Genomic DNA, 17,184 nt, shown 5'->3' on the forward strand with positions numbered 1-17,184 from the left:
TCCTGCTCACCCATGGGTTTACAGAGACAGAGGTTGACGGCGCGGTCAACTCTGCCGCATCGCTGGCGACTGTAAAGCGTGAAAATATTGCGGCGACCGGACGGAACTCCAGAGCGTCCGCCGCATAGGGAGGTAGACATGTCCGAACGGGAATCCATGCCCTATGACGTGGTGATCGTAGGCGGAGGCCCTGCAGGATTGACCGCGGCGATCCGCCTCAAGCAGCGCGCCCAGGCGGCGGGCAGCGAGATCAGCGTCTGCGTGCTGGAAAAGGGCTCGGAGATCGGCGCGCATATTCTCTCGGGCGCAGTGATCGATCCCCGGGCGCTCGATGAGCTGCTGCCGGAGTGGCGGACCAGCGATTGCCCACTGGCGCAAGTGCCCGTTACCGAGAACCATCACTGGATGCTCAGCCGCTCGGGCAAATTCGCGGTGCCGCATCTGCTGACGCCGGGATTCATGCACAATAAGGGCACGTATACCGGCTCGCTGGGCTCGCTCTGTCGCTGGCTCGCCGAACAGGCGGAGGGGCTGGGCGTAGAAATCTTCCCCGGCTTCCCCGCCGCCGAGATCCTGTACGATGAAAATGGCGCCGTGAAGGGCGTCGCGACCGGCGACATGGGCGTGGCCCGCGATGGCAGCCGCAAGCCGGATTATCAGCCGGGGCTGGAGCTTCATGCCCGCTACACATTGTTTGCCGAGGGCGCGCGCGGCCACCTCACCAAGCAACTCAAGGCCCGCTTCGATCTGGAAGCGGAGAGCGATCCGCAGACCTATGGTTTGGGCTGCAAGGAATTGTGGGACATCGATCCGGCCAAGCATGTGCCCGGCCGGGTGATCCACACGCAGGGCTGGCCGCTGACCGATGCCTATGGGGGCGGCTTCCTGTATCATCAGGCGAATGGTCAGGTGGCGCTCGGCTTCGTGGTCGGGCTGGGCTACAAGAACCCGTATCTGAGCCCGTTCGAGGAATTTCAGCGCTGGAAGCAGCATCCGGACATCCGCGCGGTGCTGGAAGGCGGCAAGCGCGTCTCCTATGGCGCCCGCGTTATCAATGAGGGCGGCTGGCAATCCATCCCAAAGCTGGTGATGCCTGGTGCGGCGCTCATCGGCTGCTCGGCCGGCTTTGTGAACGTCCCGCGCATCAAGGGCACGCATACAGCGATGAAATCCGCGATGCTGGCGGCCGACGCCGTGGCGGATGCGGTCGCGGCGGACCGCTCGGGCGATGTGCTGGAGGCCTACCCAGCCGCGCTGGACGAAAGCTGGATCGCCAAGGAGCTGAAGCTGGTGCGCAATGCCGGCCCGGCGCTGGCCAGGTTCGGTAATGTCGTGGGTACGCTGTTTGCCGGCATCGATATGTGGATGCGCTCGCTCGGCATCGGGCTGCCGTTTACGCTGCGCAACAAGGCCGATCATAACAAGCTCTGGCGCAAGGATGCCGTTCACAAGATCGATTATCCCAAGCCGGATGGAGTGTTTAGTTTCGATCGGCTCTCGTCCGTCTTCCTCTCGGGCACCAATCATGAGGAGGACCAGCCGGTCCATCTGCAGCTCAAGGACCCCGACGTGCCGATCCGCTACAATCTGCCGCTCTATGACGAGCCGGCCCGGCTCTACTGCCCTGCGGGCGTCTATGAGGTGGTGGAGGATGGCGCCGGAAATCCGCGCTTCCAGATCAACGCGCAGAACTGCGTCCACTGCAAGACCTGCGACATCAAGGACCCGACCCAGAACATCAACTGGGTGGCGCCCGAGGGCGGCGGCGGGCCGACTTATCCGAACATGTAGCTGCGCCTATACCCTCGCTGACGCATAGAAAAACGGGGCCGATCAAGGCCCCGTTTGTTCATCGATCATTGGCGCGATCAGAGAGATCGGCGACCGGTGATGAGCTGGAATACGAACACCACGCCCGCGATCAGCAGGAGAATGTGGATCAAGCCGCCGCCGACATGCAGGACGAACCCAAGCAGCCACAGAACGATCAGAATACCGATGATGGTCCAGAGCATGGAGGTCCCTTTCAACACAATGTTTTGACGATAGGGAGACGGTCGGCGACCGGAATGGTTCCCGTCGCCCTCGGAGGGCGCGGCGTGCCCTTATCACGCAGCCAGCATATGCAGGCGAGACAGCGGCGTTCAGAGGAGCTAAGAGCGCGGCCGTGCTTACAGAAACCGCTCACGCCAAGCTCAACCTCGCGCTTCATGTCCGTGCGCGCCGCGCCGACGGCTATCATGAACTGGAAAGCCTGTTCGCCTTTTGCGCGGATGGTGATGGGCTGAGCGGCACGCTCCGCGAGGACGGCGAGATCGCGCTACGCATCGAGGGGCCGTTCGCGGATGGCTTGCCGATCGATGAGCGCAATCTGGTGATGCGCGCGGCGCACGCCCTGCAAGCCGCGATTGGCAGCCATCTGGGCGCCGATTTGCTGCTCGAGAAGCGCCTGCCGGTGGCTTCCGGCATCGGAGGCGGCTCGGCCGATGCCGCCGCTGCGCTTCGGCTGCTGGTGCGGCTGTGGGATGTGCGGCCGATGGAGATCGATTTCCCGTCCATTGCGTCGGCACTGGGTGCCGATGTGCCTGCATGCCTGGGCTCGGCCACCGTTTTTGGATCGGGCGTGGGTGACCGACTGGAGACGATCGATCTCGATCTGGCGGAGACGCCCGTGTTGCTGGTCAATCCGCTGATCGCCTGCCCGACCGGGCCTGTGTTCGGCGGATGGGACGGCATCGACCGGGGCGCGCTGGACCCGCTGGCATGGGCGCGGGGCCGCAACGATCTTACGGCGAGCGCCATGGCTCTGGTGCCGGAAATCGAGGACGTGCTGGCGGTGCTACGCGCGCAGCTTCCCCACGTTGCCCGCATGTCCGGCTCCGGTGCGACCTGCTTTGCCGTCTTCGCGAGCGAGGCCGAGCGGGATGCCGCCGCAGACCGCATCATCGCCGACCATCCCGACTGGTGGGTGATGACCAGCCTGCTGCGCTGAACACGTGGTCTTTTGGCCGGCCGCAAACTGCGCTAGGCCTTTGGACATGACTGCTGCGTTTCAAATCCTGGGCGATCCGTCCGCACCGATTCTGATCATCGCCGATCATGCCTCCAACCATGTACCAGAGGATATCGACCTCGGTCTGCCCGCTGCCGTGCTTGAGGAGCATGTCGCGATCGACATCGGCGTGGCGCAGGTCGCGCGGCTGCTGGTGGAACAGGGCGGGTGCTGCGCCATCCTGGGCGGCGTCTCGCGCCTCGTGATCGATTATAATCGTGAGGCGGATTCGGCCGGGCTGGTCCCGGTGCATAGCGATGGCCACCATATCGAGGGCAACAGCACCGCCGAAGTCGCCGACCGTCTCGCGCGCTTTTACGATCCCTATCATGCCGAGATCGCTGCGCTGGCCGGGCAGGGGCATCGGCCCTTCCTGCTCTCGCTGCACAGTTTTACGCCGCAATTGCGCAGCCGGCCCGAGGAGGCGCGGCCCTGGAACATCGGCGTGCTCTACAATCAGGACGATCGCGGCGCGCGCATTGCCATCCCGCTGCTGGCCGCCGCCGGGCTGGTGGTCGGCGATCAGGAACCCTATTCGGGCAAGCTGCTCAATGCCACGATGAACCGCCACGCCGAGGCGCATGGCCGGCCCTATCTTGGCATTGAGATGCGGCAGGATCTGGTGAGCGACGGCGCCGGTCAGGCACGGCTGGCGGGCATCATCGGCCCGGTGCTGCGCGCTTGCCACGCGGCTTTTTCCTGAGAGCGGCTCGCAACAGCCGACTTTTGCGCCCTCCATGCTTGCAAGCCGCCCCGCAACGGGCCTAGAGCGCTGCCCGCAGGAAGGTGAATGAAATGACCCACAGCTTCGACAAATCCAAACTCCCCAGCCGCTACGTCTCCGTTGGCGTCGAGAGCGCCCCCCACCGCAGCTATTATTATGCGATGGGCTGGAAGGAAGAGGATATTGCCAAGCCGTTCGTAGGTCTCGCCTCCGCCGGCAATGACAGCGCGCCATGCAACACCACGCTCGATACCCAGGCCAATTGGGCGCGCGAGGGCGTGATGGCGGCGGGCGGCACGCCGTTCCGGTTCAACACCATCACGGTGACCGATGGCATCGCCATGGGCCATCAGGGCATGAAGAGCAGCCTCGTCAGCCGCGAGGTCATCGCGGACTCGGTCGAACTCTCGGTGCGCGGCCACTGCTATGACGCGCTGGTGACCTTCGCCGGTTGCGACAAGTCGCTCCCCGGCATGATGATGGCGATGCTGCGGCTCAACGTGCCTAGCATCTTCGTCTATGGCGGGTCCATCCTTCCCGGCCAGTATAAGGATCGCGAGGATCTGACCGTCATCGACGTGTTCGAGGCTGTCGGGCGCTTCGCCGCCGGCAATTGCCCGCTCTCGGAAGTCACCGCCATCGAGAAGGCGGCTTGCCCGGGCCATGGCGCATGCGGCGGCCAATATACCGCCAACACCATGGCCTGCGTCGGCGAGGCCATCGGCCTGTCGCTGCCGAACAGCAACATGGTGCCGGCGCCCTATAAGAGCCGTCAGGAAATCGCTGTCGCGGCGGGCAAGCAGATCATGGAGCTGCTCAAGATCAACCTGCGCCCGCGTGACATCTGCACGCGCGAAGCCTTTGAGAATGCCGCCCGCATCGTCGCGGCGACTGGCGGATCGACCAACGGCGCGCTGCACCTGCCGGCCATGGCGAATGAATGCGGCATCGACTTCTCGCTGTTCGACGTTGCCGAGATTTTCAAGACGACGCCGTATATGGCCGATCTCAAGCCGGGCGGCAAATATGTCGCCAAGGACATGCATGCCGCTGGCGGCATCTACATGCTCATGAAGTCGCTCGCACAGACCGGCCTGCTGCACCTCGATTGCATGACGGTGACCGGCAAGACGCTGGGCGAGAACATCGACGAAGTGACGTGGAACCCTGACCAGAAGGTCATCTACGACGCCAAGACCCCGATCACGCCGACCGGCGGTGTCGTTGGCCTCAAGGGCAGCCTGGCGCCGGAAGGGGCGATCGTGAAGGTGGCGGGCATGAAGCGCCTGCAGTTCACCGGTATCGCCAAGGTGTTCGAGCGCGAGGAAGAGGCCTTCGCCGCTGTCGAGGCGCAGCAGATCGTGGACGGCGATGTCGTCGTGATCCGCTATGAAGGTCCCAAGGGCGGTCCCGGCATGCGCGAGATGCTCTCGACCACCGCTGCGCTTTACGGCCAGGGTCTGGGCGAGAAGGTCGCGCTCATCACGGACGGGCGTTTTTCGGGCGGCACGCGCGGCTTCTGCATCGGCCATGTCGGCCCGGAAGCAGCGGACGGCGGTCCCATCGCGTTGGTCGAAAATGGCGATACGATCAGCATCGATGCCGAGGCCGGCACGATCGACCTGTTGGTCGACGAAGCCGTGCTGGCCGAGCGCCGGGCGAAGTGGCAGCCGCGCCAGAATGACTATCAGGCGGGTGCCCTCTGGCGCTATGCCCAAAATGTCGGCCCAGCTTGGCAGGGCGCGGTGACGCATCCCGGCGCCAAAGCGGAGAAGCATGTCTTCGCTGATATCTGATCCCATGGCCCTTCTCCTCGGGAGAGGGGCCTGGGCTGATGCATCCCCGCGTCAGTTGCGGCGCCACCGAGGCTTATTTGCTCAACGCTGTGCTCCTGCGAAGGCAGGAGCCCAGGGCGCATGCGACGGTTCTGATCGCCCTAGGCTCCTGCCTTCGCAGGAACACAGTGGTGGATCAGGAAACCTACGCTCTCCGCGATGCAGCCGCAAATGATTGCCGCGCCCATCCTCACCGTCGCCCAGATGCGCGCAGCCGAGCAGACGCTGTTCGATGCCGGCATCGATCCCTACGCCCTGATGTGCACGGCCGGCGAGGGCGCGGCGGAGGTGATCTTCCGCGCAGGCGCGATGCGCGACGTGCTGGTGCTCTGCGGCCCCGGCAACAATGGCGGGGACGGCTTCGTCATCGCCCGTACCCTGCGCGATCTGGGCGTGCCCGTCCGCGTGGCGGCATTGGGCGAGAGCGGAACAGACAGCAGCCGCAAGGCGCGCGCCGACTGGGGCGGCCCGGTCGAGGATATCATGCTTGCCGAACCGGCGACGCAGTTGGTGGATGCGCTGTTCGGCATCGGCCTCACGCGCGGCCTGTCGCCGGAGTTGGCGGCGCGGCTCGGCGCCTTGGTCGATGCCGCGCAACTGAGCTACGCCATCGACGTCCCAAGCGGCGTGGAGAGCGATGCCGCGCTCGCGCTCTCCCCAGTGCCGGTCTTCACCCATTGCCTCTCGCTGGGCGCTTGGAAGCCCGCCCATGTGCTGATGCCGGCGCTCGGCTTCGCGCAGCAGCGCTGGCTTGTCGACATCGGCATCGACGCGCCGGCGGATGCCGCGCGGGTTCTTCAACCGCCATCGATCCGGCCTCCGGCCCGTGATGCCCACAAATATCTGCGTGGTCTGGTCTGCGTTGTGGCCGGCGCGATGCCGGGCGCGGCCGCGCTGGCGGCGGAGGCGGCGGCGCACAGCGGTGCTGGCTATGTACGGCTGATCGGGCAGGCCGCGCCGGCCGGCTTTCACAGCCACGCCATTGTGTGCAGCGAGCATTTCGAGGTGGATCGGGCCAAGGCGCTGCTTGTCGGCCCTGGCCTCGGGCGCGATGATGCGGCCTGGCGCACGCTCCTCATAGCCTTGAATGGAGGCGTTCCGACCGTCGCCGATGCAGATGCCTTGTGGCTGATGGGCACGCGCGGTCCCCCGGAAGCGCCACCCCCTGCCATCGTCACCCCGCATGAGGGCGAGTTCCGCCAGCTTTTCGGGGAACGATCGGGCAACAAGATCGACCGCACCCGCGCGGCGGCGGCCGATATTGGCGCTGTCGTCGTCTATAAAGGCGCGGACAGCGTAATCGCCGCGCCTGATGGGCGCTGTGTCGTCGCCCCGCCGGCTTCGTCATGGCTCTCCACCGCCGGCACGGGCGATGTGCTGGCCGGCTTGTGCGCGAGCCGTCTGGCGGTTACGGGCGATGCCTTCACCGCTGCCTGTGAGGCCGTCTGGCTGCATGGCGAGGCTGGCCGCCGTGCCGGCGCGGCCTTCATTGCCGACGATCTTGTCGGTTGCCTTCCTGCTGCCCTTGCGAGTGCCTCATGACCAGCCCCGATCCCGATCTTATCGTCCGCATTGCCGCGCGAGGCGATGGCGTGACGGCGGATGGCCGCCATGTGGCGCTGAGTGCGCCGGGCGACCGTCTGCGCACCGATGGCAGCATCGAGGCCGGGCCGCATCACGTCACGCCGCCATGCCGGCACTTCCCGCAATGCGGGGGCTGCCAGCTCCAGCATTTGTCGGATGGGGCCTTCACCGACTATGTGCGCGATCGCGTGGCCGGCGCGCTGGCCGGGCAGGGGCTGAGCGCGCAGGAGGCCGCCGCGCCTTATGTCTCGCCGCCGCATAGCCGTCGTCGGGCCAGCCTGCGGGCGCTGCGGCTCGGCAAGCGCATCCAGTTCGGCTTCTCGGAGCAGGGCAGTCACAAGCTCATCGATCTTCGCGAATGCCCGGTGCTGGACGCGCGGCTTTTCGCGCTCGTCGCCCCCCTGCGCGGGCTCTTTGCGACCATGCTGCCGGATCGCCAGCCCGGCGAGGCGGATCTGACGCTGGTCGATCAGGGCGTGGATGTGGTCCTCTCAGGCCTGCGGGTCGACGGCCTTGCCCAAACCGAGGCGCTGCTCGACTTTGCCCGTGAGAACCAACTCGCCCGGCTCATCCTGATCGACGACGATGCCCCGATGACCATCTGGGAGCCGGAGCCGGTGACGGTGCGCTTCGGCGATGTCCTCACTGGCTACCCCCCACGCGCTTTCCTGCAGGCGACGCAGGACGGGGAGGCGGCTCTGGTCGCCGAGGTGCGTCAGGCATTGGGGGGCGCAGCCATGGTGGCTGACCTGTTCGCGGGTCTCGGCACCTTCGCCCTGTCCGTCGCCAATGATGTGCCGGGGCGCAAGGTCTATGCTGCGGAGGCCGCCCGCGATCTGGTGATGGCCCTGCGCGGCGGCGGCAATCGCCTGCCCGGCCGCATCTTCCCGGAGCATCGCGACCTGTTCCGCCGCCCGCTCACGCCAGCGGAACTCAACCGCTTCGATGCCGTCGTGCTCGATCCGCCTCGTGCCGGCGCGCGCGAGCAGGTGGCGCAGATCGCGGCCTCACAGGTACCGCTGATCGTCTATGTCTCCTGCAATCCGGCCAGCTTCGCGCGGGATGCGGTGATGCTGGTCGAGGCAGGCTACCGCATCGAGCGCGTCAAGCCCGTCGGCCAGTTCCGCTGGTCGACCCATGTCGAGCTGGTCGCGACCTTCAGGCGCTGAGCCGTAGCGCGGCGAGCAGGCCGTTGACGGCCAGCACCGCCAGCAGGATCGACGAGAGGAAAAACAGGCTGGCGCGCACCGGAATGGTGTTCACCTTCGCTTGCCACACGCTGTGGACGATGCGGATGCCCACATAGGCCCAGGCGAGGGCGATGTTGGCCGTCGTGCCCTGGCCGAGTAGCGCCAGGCCGATCGCCGTCGCGTAGAAGATCGTCGGCTGCTCCATCAGATGCGCATAATTGTGCGCCGGCCAGTTGATCTCGCGCGGCAGCATCCGGTCGAGATCCTGCCCGCGTCCGCCGCGTGCCTGCTCTGGCGAGATTTTGAGCTTGCTCAGCGCCGGTAGCCGCAGCGCGACCATCCAGATGAGCATCACGATGGACCAAAGCACCAGCGCAAACACCGGCAGCAGCAGATTGACCGACATGAAAAAGCCTCCCCGAAACTTGTCCGGGGAGGCTGTCTCATTCTGCCAGGCTTGGCAATCCGCTTTAGCGGCGCAGTTGCACCACGTTGGACTGCTGCGGGGCCAGCTCTTCCTCACGGTAGAGGCTCGCCATCGGCTCGTCGGCAACCTGCGCGACGCTTTCCGCGCCGAAGCCGTTGAACTCGGTGCGCATGGCATTGCCATAAGCGCCGAGCATCCCGATCTCGATATAGTCGCCCACACGCACGTCCGCAGGGAGCATGAACGGGCCGGCCATATGGTCCATGTCGTCGCAGGTCGGGCCGTAGAAGCTGAAGGCTTCCTGATCCGCCTCATTGGCTTCGGCGCGCAGCAACTGCACGGGGAAGCGCCAGCCGAGATGTGCTGCATCGAACAGCGCGCCATAGGCGCCGTCATTGATGAACAGCTCGTTGCCGCGGCGCTTTTCCACGCGCACCAGCAGCGAGCTATATTCCGCGCACAGCGCCCGGCCGGGCTCGCACCACAGCTCGGCCGAATAGGAAATCGGCAGGCTCTCGAAGGCGCGGTGAATGGCCGAGAAATAATGGCCGAGCGGCGGCGGCTCCATGCCGGGATAGGTGGAGGGGAAACCGCCACCCACATCCACAATGTCCACCGTCACCGATGCATCGACAATCGCGGCGCGCACGCGCTCGATCGCCTGCACATAAGCGTGGGGAGACATCGCCTGGCTGCCGACATGGAAGCAGATGCCCAGCGCATCGGCCGCCTGACGGGTCGCCTGCAGCAACTCGCGCGCATCGGCGAGATCGCAACCGAACTTGGAAGCAAGGCTCAGCTTGCTGTGCTCGGAGGAGACGCGCAGGCGCACGCACAGCTCAAGGTCCGGCGCGCCACGGGTGGCCCGCACGATCTTCTCCAGCTCCTCGAGCGAATCCAGCGAGAAGGTCCGCACGCCATGCTTGAAATAGGCCTCGCGAACGGCTTCCTCGGCTTTCACCGGATGCATGAAGCAGAGCTTGGCCTGCGGCAGCGTCCGCGCGACCAGCCGAACCTCGGCAATGGACGCGACATCGAAATGCGTGATTCCAGCCGCCCACAGCGTTTCCAGCAATGCGGGCGAGGGATTGGCCTTGACGGCATAGAGCGAGCGCCCCGGGAACTTCGTCGAGAAGTATCGAGCTGCGCGGGCAGCTGCCTGCGGGCGAATAAGCGTTACCGGTGCTGCCGGTTTGAGGGAGAGAGCTACCCCCAGCGCGCTATGATGCTTGTACAACTCAAGGGACCTCCAGTGGATTACAGTCGAAAAGAGCTGCCTTGCGGTGGAAGTCCCATGGGGCAGCAGGGGTGCGCATATATGACCTGCGGCCCCCCCTGTAAAGATCGGGGGTCAAAATTGAGTCACGCGCTGCGGCGCTGGAAAGTGCCGGAAAGTCTGGCTTTTTCGTAATTGCGCTGCAGCGATGGCGCAATTTCGGTGCAAGATCGGACGTGTCGCAAACCCGCCGGATCGGGTGGCGCGGTTGCGGCGAGTCGAATCTTCTCCCGAATGCGCTTCAATCAGCGGCGCCGTCGCGCATCGCGATGTCGCTCAGGAACCGCTCCACCCGCCGCGAGAGGCTGCTCGATGAGTCGCTCAGATCATGAGCCGTCCGCGCCAGATCCTGCGCACCTTCGGTAGCGGATCGCGCATTGCCGGAGATGCGCACGATATGCGCCTCGATGTCCTTGCTCGCCGAGGCTGCCTGCTCGGTGCCGGCGGCGAGATGGAGGGAGAGGGCCCGCTGCGCGCTGACCGTCGCGGTGACGCCATCGGCGATCTGCTTGACACTGGCTATGACGCGCTCGAGGCCCGCTTGTGCCCCTGTCACCGCCGCGACCGTGCCGCGAACCGTCAGCGCATGGGTGCGAATATCCTGCGCAGCGGCGCCCGTCTTCTGGGCAAGGGCGCGCACTTCATTGGCGACGACGGCAAAGCCGCGCCCGGCTTCTCCAGCCCGCGCCGCTTCGATCGAGGCGTTGAGCGAGAGGAGCTTGACCGAGCGGGCCAGCGTTTCGATGGTGACGGTGATCGCCTCGATGGATTGCGTGGCCTGATCGAGTGCCTGCGCTTGCGCCGCGCTGGCATCGACGCGGGAAACAGCTTCGGCGGCGACAGCCCGCGCCTGCTCCGTTTCTTGGTCGAGCCGCCCGAGCGATTGCACCAATGCGGCGCTGGAACGCGCCACCTCGTCCATCATCGCCCCGGTCTGGCCGGCGGCGGTGAGCACGTGCAGGGCGTGGTCGGTATTGTCCTGGCTGCGGGTCGCGGTGCCGGTGGCTGTGCCCTGGAGCAGCGACGCCATATCGCCAAGCGCCGTTGAGAGGCTCTGAATGTCCTGCTCGAAGGCGGCGCTCACCGCGCGCAGTCGCGCCAGTTCCGCGTCGCGCGCGCGACGCTGCCGCACCTCCTGCGCGTTGATCGCCCCGAGAATGGCGGCATTCGGGACGAAGCCGGCATAGCGGCCCCCGCGCGTCACGATAATCGCTTCCTTGCCACCGTCGCGCGCGTGGACGGCGAGCAGGCCGGCAAGGCCCCGGTCCATCTCGACCACCGGGCAGTGCTGCATCCGCTCGCCAAAGGCGATGGTGATGCCGGGATTGCTCAGCAGGGCATAGCCATAGGGGTTGAAGAGGATATTGCGGACATCCTCCTCATAGATGGCGCCAATGGGGCGATCCGCCTCATCGACCAGCGGGAGAAGCCGCAAGCCCATGTGCTGGCGAAACAGCGCGACAATCTCCATGGACGAGGCGCCCTGCCGCGCCTTGATCTGCGCGCTGCCCGGCACCCGCAGCCGGGCGACAGCGTCCTCGTCATCCTGTCCGTCGATCTGGAAAGAGGCCGCATGCATCATGCCACGCCTCTAGAAGCCGGACGGTAAACTTTTGGTTATCCAGTTCGAATGAGGCGAGGGAATTCAAGGGGTTATTGTGACAGTTTTATGTCATTTCCATGTCAGCTCAGCCGGCCCTTGAAGTCCTCATAGCTGAACTGGCGGATTTCTTGCAGTTCGTCCGTCTCGCTGTCCCACAGCCAGATGGAGGGCAGCGGCACGCCGTTGAAGGTGTTAGTCTTCACCATCGAATAATGCGCCTGATCGAGGAAGGCGATGCGACGGCCCGGCTCGGCGGGGACGGGCAGGCCATAGTCGCCGATGATGTCCCCTGCGAGGCAGGAGGGGCCACCCAGCCGCACCAGATCGCCGCTGGTGTTTTCGCCGAGCATCGCCGGGCGATAGGGCGCCTCGATCACATCGGGCATATGGCAGGTCGCGGAAATATCCACGATGGCCACAGGCATGCCATTGTCGATCACATCGAGAATTTCGCCCACGAGGATGCCCGCGTCCAGCGCCACGGCCTCGCCAGGTTCCAGATACACGTCGAGCCCGGTCTCACGGCGGACCTGCTGCAGGAAGGCGACCAGCTCATCGCGCTGATAGTCGGCGCGGGTGATATGATGGCCGCCGCCGAAGTTCAGCCATTTGAGCTGAGGAAAGAAGCGCTTGAGGCTCGGCTCGACCGAAGCCCATGTCCGGCCGAGCGGGACGAAATCCTGCTCGCACAGCGTGTGGAAATGAATGCCGTCCACGCCCTCAAGATGCTCAGGGAGTAGCTGGTCGATGGGGAAGCCGAGCCGGCTGTTGGGCTGGCAGGGATCATATTTCGCCACCTCGCCTTCGGCATGGAGCGGATTGATCCGCAAGCCGACGTCAAAGCTCATGCCCTGTGCGCGCTGCGCGTCGAGAAGGGGCCGGAAGCGCGCGTGCTGGCCGGGCGAGTTGAAGATGATATGGTCGGAAAGCACACAGATCTCGGGCAGGTCTGCCGCCTTGTAGCCGGCGCAATAGGTCGCAACTTCGCCCTTCTCATCCAGCCCGGTATATTCTTCGCGGCCCAGTCGGGCCTCGTAGAGGCCGGAGGCGCAGACGCCGTCGAGATAGGCCGAGACGGTTGGCCCGAGCGACCACATCGAGAAGGCCTTGAGCGCCGCCAACATCTTGATGCCACCCCGGTCACGTACGTCCTTGAGGATCGTCAGGTTGCGGCGGATAGCGGCCGCATCGACCACGAAAGCGGGCGAGGGCACGCGATTGAGATCGAAGCGCGCAAAGGCGCCGGGGTCGCCGGCTCGGGTTTCCATGGGGTCAGCTCCGCTCAAATCATGTCACGGCGCGGCCCTGGTAGCCACGCCTTCGTCGATACACCGATCAGTCGATGCACATAGACCGAACGACCTTGCCGCCGTCGAGTTCGGCAAAGCATCCGAATAATTTGTTATCGGCCTGACAGCGGCCCGGCGCCTTCTGCTCGTCGAGCGGCAGCGCGCCGTTCTTGCCCGGCTGGGCGAGGCAGCGGCCCTGACAGTCTTTTTTCGCGGTGCAGCTCTTGCCTGCATCGGCATAGGGGACCACGCACATGACTGTCTGTGCGCGTCCTCGCGCCTGCAAGGAGCCACCCTGGCGGGCGCAACTGTTCAGCTCGGAGGAGGGCACGCCATCGACCAGCCCGATCTGCGGCGCGCAGCCGCCCAGAGCGAGCGCCAAGGCAACGCTCGCCAGCCCGATGCGGATGCGCAGAGCGCCCATCAGAAGGGCAGCGGTCCGTCGAGTTCCTTCACCTGCCACGGCAGACCATGCTTGTTCAGCATGTCCATGAACGGATCCGGATCGAGCTGCTCGATGTTGAACACACCCGCGCCGGACCACAGACCTTGCAGCATCAGCGCCGCCCCGATCATCGCCGGCACGCCGGTGGTGTAGCTCACCGCCTGATTGCCGGTCTCGGCATAGGCGTCCTCATGGTCGCAGATGTTATAGACGTAGAGCGTCTTGTCCTTGCCATCCTTGCCAAGGCCGGTGGCAATGTCGCCGATGTTGGTCTTGCCCTTGGTCGTCGGGCCAAGGCTGGCGGGCTCGGGGAGCACGGCCTTGAGGAACTGCAGCGGGATGATCTCCACGCCATTGTAGATCACCGGGTCAATCCGCGTCATGCCGACATTCTGCAGCACTTCGAGATGCTTGAGGTAGGCATCGCCGAAGGTCATCCAGAAGCGGATGCGCTTGATCTCGGGCAGATGCTTGGCGAGGCTTTCTAGCTCCTCATGATACATGAGGTACATGTTCTTGGGCCCGACCTGCTCGAAGTCGAAGCTCTGCTTGTAGGAGAGGGCGGGGGTCGTGACCCATTCGCCATTCTCCCAGTGCCGCGCGGGCGCGGTCACTTCACGAATGTTGATCTCGGGATTGAAGTTGGTGGCGAAGTGCTGGCCATGGTCGCCGCCATTGCAGTCCAGAATGTCGAGCGTGTCGATCCGCTCGAAATGATGCTTCTTGAGCCAGCTTGCGAACACGCTGGTGACGCCCGGATCGAAGCCGGAGCCGAGCAGCGCCATCAGGCCGGCATCCTTGAACCGGTCCTGATAGGCCCACTGCCAGCTATATTCGAAATGCGCCTCGTCGCGCGGCTCGTAATTCGCCGTGTCCATGTAATTGACGCCGGCCGCGAGGCAGGCATCCATGATCGCGAGGTCCTGATAGGGCAGGGCCAGATTCACGACCAGCTTGGGGCCGATCTGCTTGATCAGCGCGGTCGTTGCGGTCACGTCGTCGGCATCCAGCGCATAGGTGCTGATGGCAACGCCCGTGCGCTCTTTCACGGAGGCGGCAATCGCATCGCATTTGGAGACCGTGCGGCTCGCGAGGTGAATGTCGCTGAAGATGTCCACATTCATCGCCATCTTGTGGACCGCGACCGATCCGACGCCACCTGCGCCGATGACCAGCACCTTGCTCATCTGTTAGTCTCCATGAAGTCGAATCGACAAGCGCCTGCATATAGGGGGGCTCTGTGACAGAACAAGAATTGCTCGATCCGCTTCGTGCGCCGAGCCGCGAAGGCGTGTTGCGCGCGGCGGACAAGATTGCCGCGCTGCTGCCGCCCACGCCGCTTTTGCCTCTGGAGGTCGAGGGGCGGACGATCTGGTGCAAGGCGGACATGCTCCAGCCGATCGGTGCCTTCAAGATCCGGGGCGCCTGGCATCGGCTCAGCGATCTGACGGCGGAGCAGCGGGCGCGCGGGGTGGTCGGCGTCTCCAGCGGCAATCACGCGCAGGGCGTGGCTTGGGCCGCCCGGCGGCTCGGCATCGCCGCGACCATCGTGATGCCGAGCAACGCGCCCCGCGCCAAGCTGGCGGCGACCCGGGCGCTGGGCGCCAAGGTCCATCTGTATGATCGCGCGAGCGAGGATCGCGACAGCATCGCTGCCGATCTGGTCGCGAAGACCGGCGCGACGCTCGTCCATGCCTATGGTGATCCCTGGATCATCGAGGGGCAGGGCACGCTCGGGATCGAGGCGACGGCGCAAATGCAGGCGCAGCTCGGGCGCGGACCCGACCGCATCGTTGCCTGTTGCGGGGGCGGGGGTCTCTCTGCCGGTCTCGCGCTGGCCTGCCCGGATGCGGCGCTCTATCTGGCCGAGCCGGAGGGCTATGACGATCTGCTTCGCTCCCTGGCGGTCAGAGAAATTCAGTCGGTGGACGACCTTTCCTTCCCCACCGATTGCGACGCGCTCCAGACGCCGCGCACCTTCCCGATCAATTTCGCGGTATTGCAAGGCCGGGCCAGCGGTGGCGGCGCCGTGACGCCGATGGAGGTCGCGCAGGCCATGCGGCTGGTTTTCGAGAAGCTCCATCTGGTCGTCGAGCCCGGCGGCGCTGCGGCGCTGGCTGCCGTGCTGGCGGGCAAGGTGCCGGTGACCGATGCGACGCTCGTTACCCTCTCGGGCGGCAATGTCGACCGGGAGACGTTCACCCGCCTGCTGGAGCTCGCCGACCGGGCGGGCTGAGGCTCACAGCAGCGAATCCACCAGCCGGGCGATGTTTTCGGCGAGCCGCCGGGTGCGCGAGCGGGCGCGCCATGCGGCCGGTGTCAGCGTCGTGGAGGCAGCCAGATAGCCGTCATGAATTGCCAACACCTGTGCGATCGAGGTGGCGTCATAGATCAGCAGGCTCGCCTCCTGATTGAGCTGGAACGAGCGCAGATCGACATTGCTCGATCCCACCACCGCCAGTCGGTCATCGATGCTGAGCGTCTTGGCGTGGAGCAGTTCGTTTGGAAACAGGTGGATCGAGACGCCGGCGTCCAGCAGCTCCTGATAGAAGGAGCTTTGCGAGAGGCGAACGAGCGGCTGATCCGCCACGCGCGAGAGAATGAGGTCGACCTTGACCCCGCGCGCCACCGCTGCGCCCATGGCACCAAGCACGTCCTCGCCCGGCACGAAATAAGGGCTGACCATGACGACATGCTGGCGCGCCTGATGCAATTGCCAGACCAGCAGCGTCTCGAACCCGGCCAGCGGATAGTCCGCGCCGCTCGGAAGCAATTGCAGGCAGGCGGTCCCGGCAGTGTCCTTCGGGGCAGGGGAGGCGCCGGGCGGATCGCCAGACTCCAGCGACCAGTCGGCCCGCACCAGCGCCGCCATGCTGGCGACCACCGGCCCCGTCACCCGCGCGACCAGTTCGCGATTGACCACGCCGGGCCGGAAATCGCGCGCGACGATGTTCTGGGAGCCGGCATAGCCGATCCTGTCGTCGATCACGAAGAGCTTGCGATGATTGCGCATGTCGCGCCGGGTTCGCGCCCGGATGAGGCGCAACGGCAGCGTTTCGCACACACGCACCCCCTTGGCGCGCAACAGCGCCTGCGTCCCGCGCCGCCATGGGCGCGAGCCGACCGGATCGAATAGCACCCGCACGTCCAGATCGCGCTCAACCGCCCGGCCCAGCGCAGCGGCCACGCGCTGGCCCACGGCATCGTCGGCGAAGATGTAGACGAGCAGGTGGACGGACTGTTCGGCGGCATCGATATCCGCGACGAGCCGGTCCACCACCGCATCATAAGCGTCGATCAGCGTGATGGCATTGCCGTCGGTGGCGGGCATATGCCCCAAAGTGCGTGCGAGCGCCGCGATGGGCTCCGCATCGCCAAGCGCGGGCTGATGCCACTGCTGCGCTTGGGCGGTCGCGGCGAAGAAGGGCTGCAAGGCGTCGAACCGCTCGCGCCGCCACGCCGGGAAGCGCGGGCTGCCGATGGCGAGAAACAAGAGCAGGCCGGGCACCGGCAGGAAGAAGATCAGCAGCAGCCACGCCCGCGCCGCCGCAGGTGTCCGCCGCAAGGGCACGACCGCGAGCGCGCCGAGGCGGATGAGCCATTCCAGCGCGTACCAGATCTGATCGAGATGGGGTGATGACCCTGCCATGCCCGATCCTAGCGTGAGCGCTCCGCCAGAGCCAAGACCATTGCACGCAGCCTCGTCACCAATCTGCCATCGCGCGGTCACGGGCCTGACATGCATGGCGCCTAGCGGGG

At 65.6% G+C, this 17,184-nt stretch carries 15 protein-coding genes; 7 read left to right on the forward strand and 8 right to left on the reverse strand.

Translation table 11 applies throughout. The features are described from left to right. Positions 1-138 precede the first annotated feature (138 nt). Complete coding sequence (locus M2337_RS09620) at positions 139-1,791, forward strand: electron transfer flavoprotein-ubiquinone oxidoreductase (protein ID WP_264570049.1); 1,653 nt, start codon at positions 139-141, stop codon at positions 1,789-1,791. 77 nt (positions 1,792-1,868) lie between these two features. Here M2337_RS09620 and M2337_RS09625 read toward each other — a convergent pair whose 3' ends face one another. Further along, a complete protein-coding gene (locus M2337_RS09625) occupies positions 1,869-2,015 on the reverse strand; it encodes a lmo0937 family membrane protein (protein WP_181559368.1) in 147 nt (48 codons plus the stop codon). Between the two features lie 152 nt (positions 2,016-2,167). Between M2337_RS09625 and M2337_RS09630 the strand changes: the two genes are divergently transcribed. From M2337_RS09630 to M2337_RS09650, 5 genes are all read left to right on the forward strand, one after another. Next, positions 2,168-2,992, forward strand: a complete 825-nt coding sequence (locus M2337_RS09630) for a 4-(cytidine 5'-diphospho)-2-C-methyl-D-erythritol kinase (protein WP_264570050.1) — start codon at positions 2,168-2,170, stop codon at positions 2,990-2,992. 46 nt (positions 2,993-3,038) lie between these two features. Continuing rightward, a complete protein-coding gene (locus M2337_RS09635) occupies positions 3,039-3,755 on the forward strand; it encodes an N-formylglutamate amidohydrolase (protein WP_264570051.1) in 717 nt (238 codons plus the stop codon). 92 nt (positions 3,756-3,847) lie between these two features. Beyond that, positions 3,848-5,572: a dihydroxy-acid dehydratase gene (gene ilvD, locus M2337_RS09640; RefSeq protein ID WP_264570052.1), complete on the forward strand. Its 1,725-nt coding sequence runs from the start codon at positions 3,848-3,850 to the stop codon at positions 5,570-5,572. A 210-nt stretch (positions 5,573-5,782) separates the two neighbouring features. Next, a complete protein-coding gene (locus M2337_RS09645) occupies positions 5,783-7,153 on the forward strand; it encodes an NAD(P)H-hydrate dehydratase (RefSeq protein ID WP_264570053.1) in 1,371 nt (456 codons plus the stop codon). After that, complete coding sequence (locus M2337_RS09650; RefSeq protein WP_264570054.1) at positions 7,150-8,364, forward strand: class I SAM-dependent RNA methyltransferase; 1,215 nt, start codon at positions 7,150-7,152, stop codon at positions 8,362-8,364. Before M2337_RS09645 ends, M2337_RS09650 begins: the two co-directional genes overlap by 4 nt. Here the strand turns inward: M2337_RS09650 and M2337_RS09655 are convergent. The 6 genes from M2337_RS09655 to M2337_RS09680 all read right to left on the reverse strand — a co-directional run bounded on the left by M2337_RS09655 (position 8,354) and on the right by M2337_RS09680 (position 14,612). Continuing rightward, positions 8,354-8,791: an MAPEG family protein gene (locus tag M2337_RS09655; protein WP_264570055.1), complete on the reverse strand. Its 438-nt coding sequence runs from the start codon at positions 8,789-8,791 to the stop codon at positions 8,354-8,356. The genes M2337_RS09650 and M2337_RS09655 overlap by 11 nt on opposite strands. Positions 8,792-8,855: 64 nt before the next feature. Beyond that, positions 8,856-10,049 carry a type III PLP-dependent enzyme gene (locus tag M2337_RS09660; protein ID WP_264570056.1) on the reverse strand — a complete coding sequence of 398 codons (1,194 nt, stop codon included), beginning with the start codon at positions 10,047-10,049 and terminating at the stop codon, positions 8,856-8,858. Between the two features lie 280 nt (positions 10,050-10,329). Further along, positions 10,330-11,670: a methyl-accepting chemotaxis protein gene (locus tag M2337_RS09665; protein WP_264570057.1), complete on the reverse strand. Its 1,341-nt coding sequence runs from the start codon at positions 11,668-11,670 to the stop codon at positions 10,330-10,332. A 101-nt stretch (positions 11,671-11,771) separates the two neighbouring features. Then, positions 11,772-12,959, reverse strand: a complete 1,188-nt coding sequence (locus M2337_RS09670) for a carboxynorspermidine decarboxylase (protein WP_264570058.1) — start codon at positions 12,957-12,959, stop codon at positions 11,772-11,774. A 67-nt stretch (positions 12,960-13,026) separates the two neighbouring features. After that, entirely contained in the window at positions 13,027-13,404 is a 378-nt protein-coding gene (locus M2337_RS09675) for a hypothetical protein (protein WP_264570059.1), read from the reverse strand. Further along, positions 13,404-14,612 (reverse strand): saccharopine dehydrogenase family protein, encoded by a 1,209-nt coding sequence (locus M2337_RS09680; RefSeq protein WP_264570060.1) that lies wholly within the window; start codon positions 14,610-14,612, stop codon positions 13,404-13,406. Before M2337_RS09680 ends, M2337_RS09675 begins: the two co-directional genes overlap by 1 nt. Before the next feature lie 53 nt (positions 14,613-14,665). On the opposite strand from M2337_RS09680, the gene M2337_RS09685 reads away from it, so the two are divergent. Continuing rightward, positions 14,666-15,661 (forward strand): threonine/serine dehydratase, encoded by a 996-nt coding sequence (locus M2337_RS09685; protein WP_264570061.1) that lies wholly within the window; start codon positions 14,666-14,668, stop codon positions 15,659-15,661. 3 nt (positions 15,662-15,664) lie between these two features. Here M2337_RS09685 and cls read toward each other — a convergent pair whose 3' ends face one another. Then, positions 15,665-17,074 (reverse strand): cardiolipin synthase, encoded by a 1,410-nt coding sequence (gene cls / locus M2337_RS09690; protein WP_264570062.1) that lies wholly within the window; start codon positions 17,072-17,074, stop codon positions 15,665-15,667. Positions 17,075-17,184: the final 110 nt, after the last annotated feature.

Source organism: Sphingobium sp. B2D3A, assembly GCF_025961795.1.
GTDB lineage: Bacteria > Pseudomonadota > Alphaproteobacteria > Sphingomonadales > Sphingomonadaceae > Sphingobium.

What these genes read in the sequence shown, in the direction of transcription:
- M2337_RS09675 (WP_264570059.1), bottom strand. Translation starts at nt 13,404, where the DNA reads ATGGGCGCTCTGCGCATCCGCATCGGGCTGGCGAGCGTTGCCTTGGCG.
- ilvD (WP_264570052.1), top strand. Translation starts at nt 3,848, where the DNA reads ATGACCCACAGCTTCGACAAATCCAAACTCCCCAGCCGCTACGTCTCC.
- M2337_RS09620 (WP_264570049.1), top strand. Translation starts at nt 139, where the DNA reads ATGTCCGAACGGGAATCCATGCCCTATGACGTGGTGATCGTAGGCGGA.
- M2337_RS09665 (WP_264570057.1), bottom strand. Translation starts at nt 11,670, where the DNA reads ATGATGCATGCGGCCTCTTTCCAGATCGACGGACAGGATGACGAGGAC.
- M2337_RS09635 (WP_264570051.1), top strand. Translation starts at nt 3,039, where the DNA reads ATGACTGCTGCGTTTCAAATCCTGGGCGATCCGTCCGCACCGATTCTG.
- M2337_RS09670 (WP_264570058.1), bottom strand. Translation starts at nt 12,959, where the DNA reads ATGGAAACCCGAGCCGGCGACCCCGGCGCCTTTGCGCGCTTCGATCTC.
- M2337_RS09625 (WP_181559368.1), bottom strand. Translation starts at nt 2,015, where the DNA reads ATGCTCTGGACCATCATCGGTATTCTGATCGTTCTGTGGCTGCTTGGG.
- M2337_RS09645 (WP_264570053.1), top strand. Translation starts at nt 5,783, where the DNA reads ATGATTGCCGCGCCCATCCTCACCGTCGCCCAGATGCGCGCAGCCGAG.
- cls (WP_264570062.1), bottom strand. Translation starts at nt 17,074, where the DNA reads ATGGCAGGGTCATCACCCCATCTCGATCAGATCTGGTACGCGCTGGAA.
- M2337_RS09680 (WP_264570060.1), bottom strand. Translation starts at nt 14,612, where the DNA reads ATGAGCAAGGTGCTGGTCATCGGCGCAGGTGGCGTCGGATCGGTCGCG.
- M2337_RS09650 (WP_264570054.1), top strand. Translation starts at nt 7,150, where the DNA reads ATGACCAGCCCCGATCCCGATCTTATCGTCCGCATTGCCGCGCGAGGC.
- M2337_RS09655 (WP_264570055.1), bottom strand. Translation starts at nt 8,791, where the DNA reads ATGTCGGTCAATCTGCTGCTGCCGGTGTTTGCGCTGGTGCTTTGGTCC.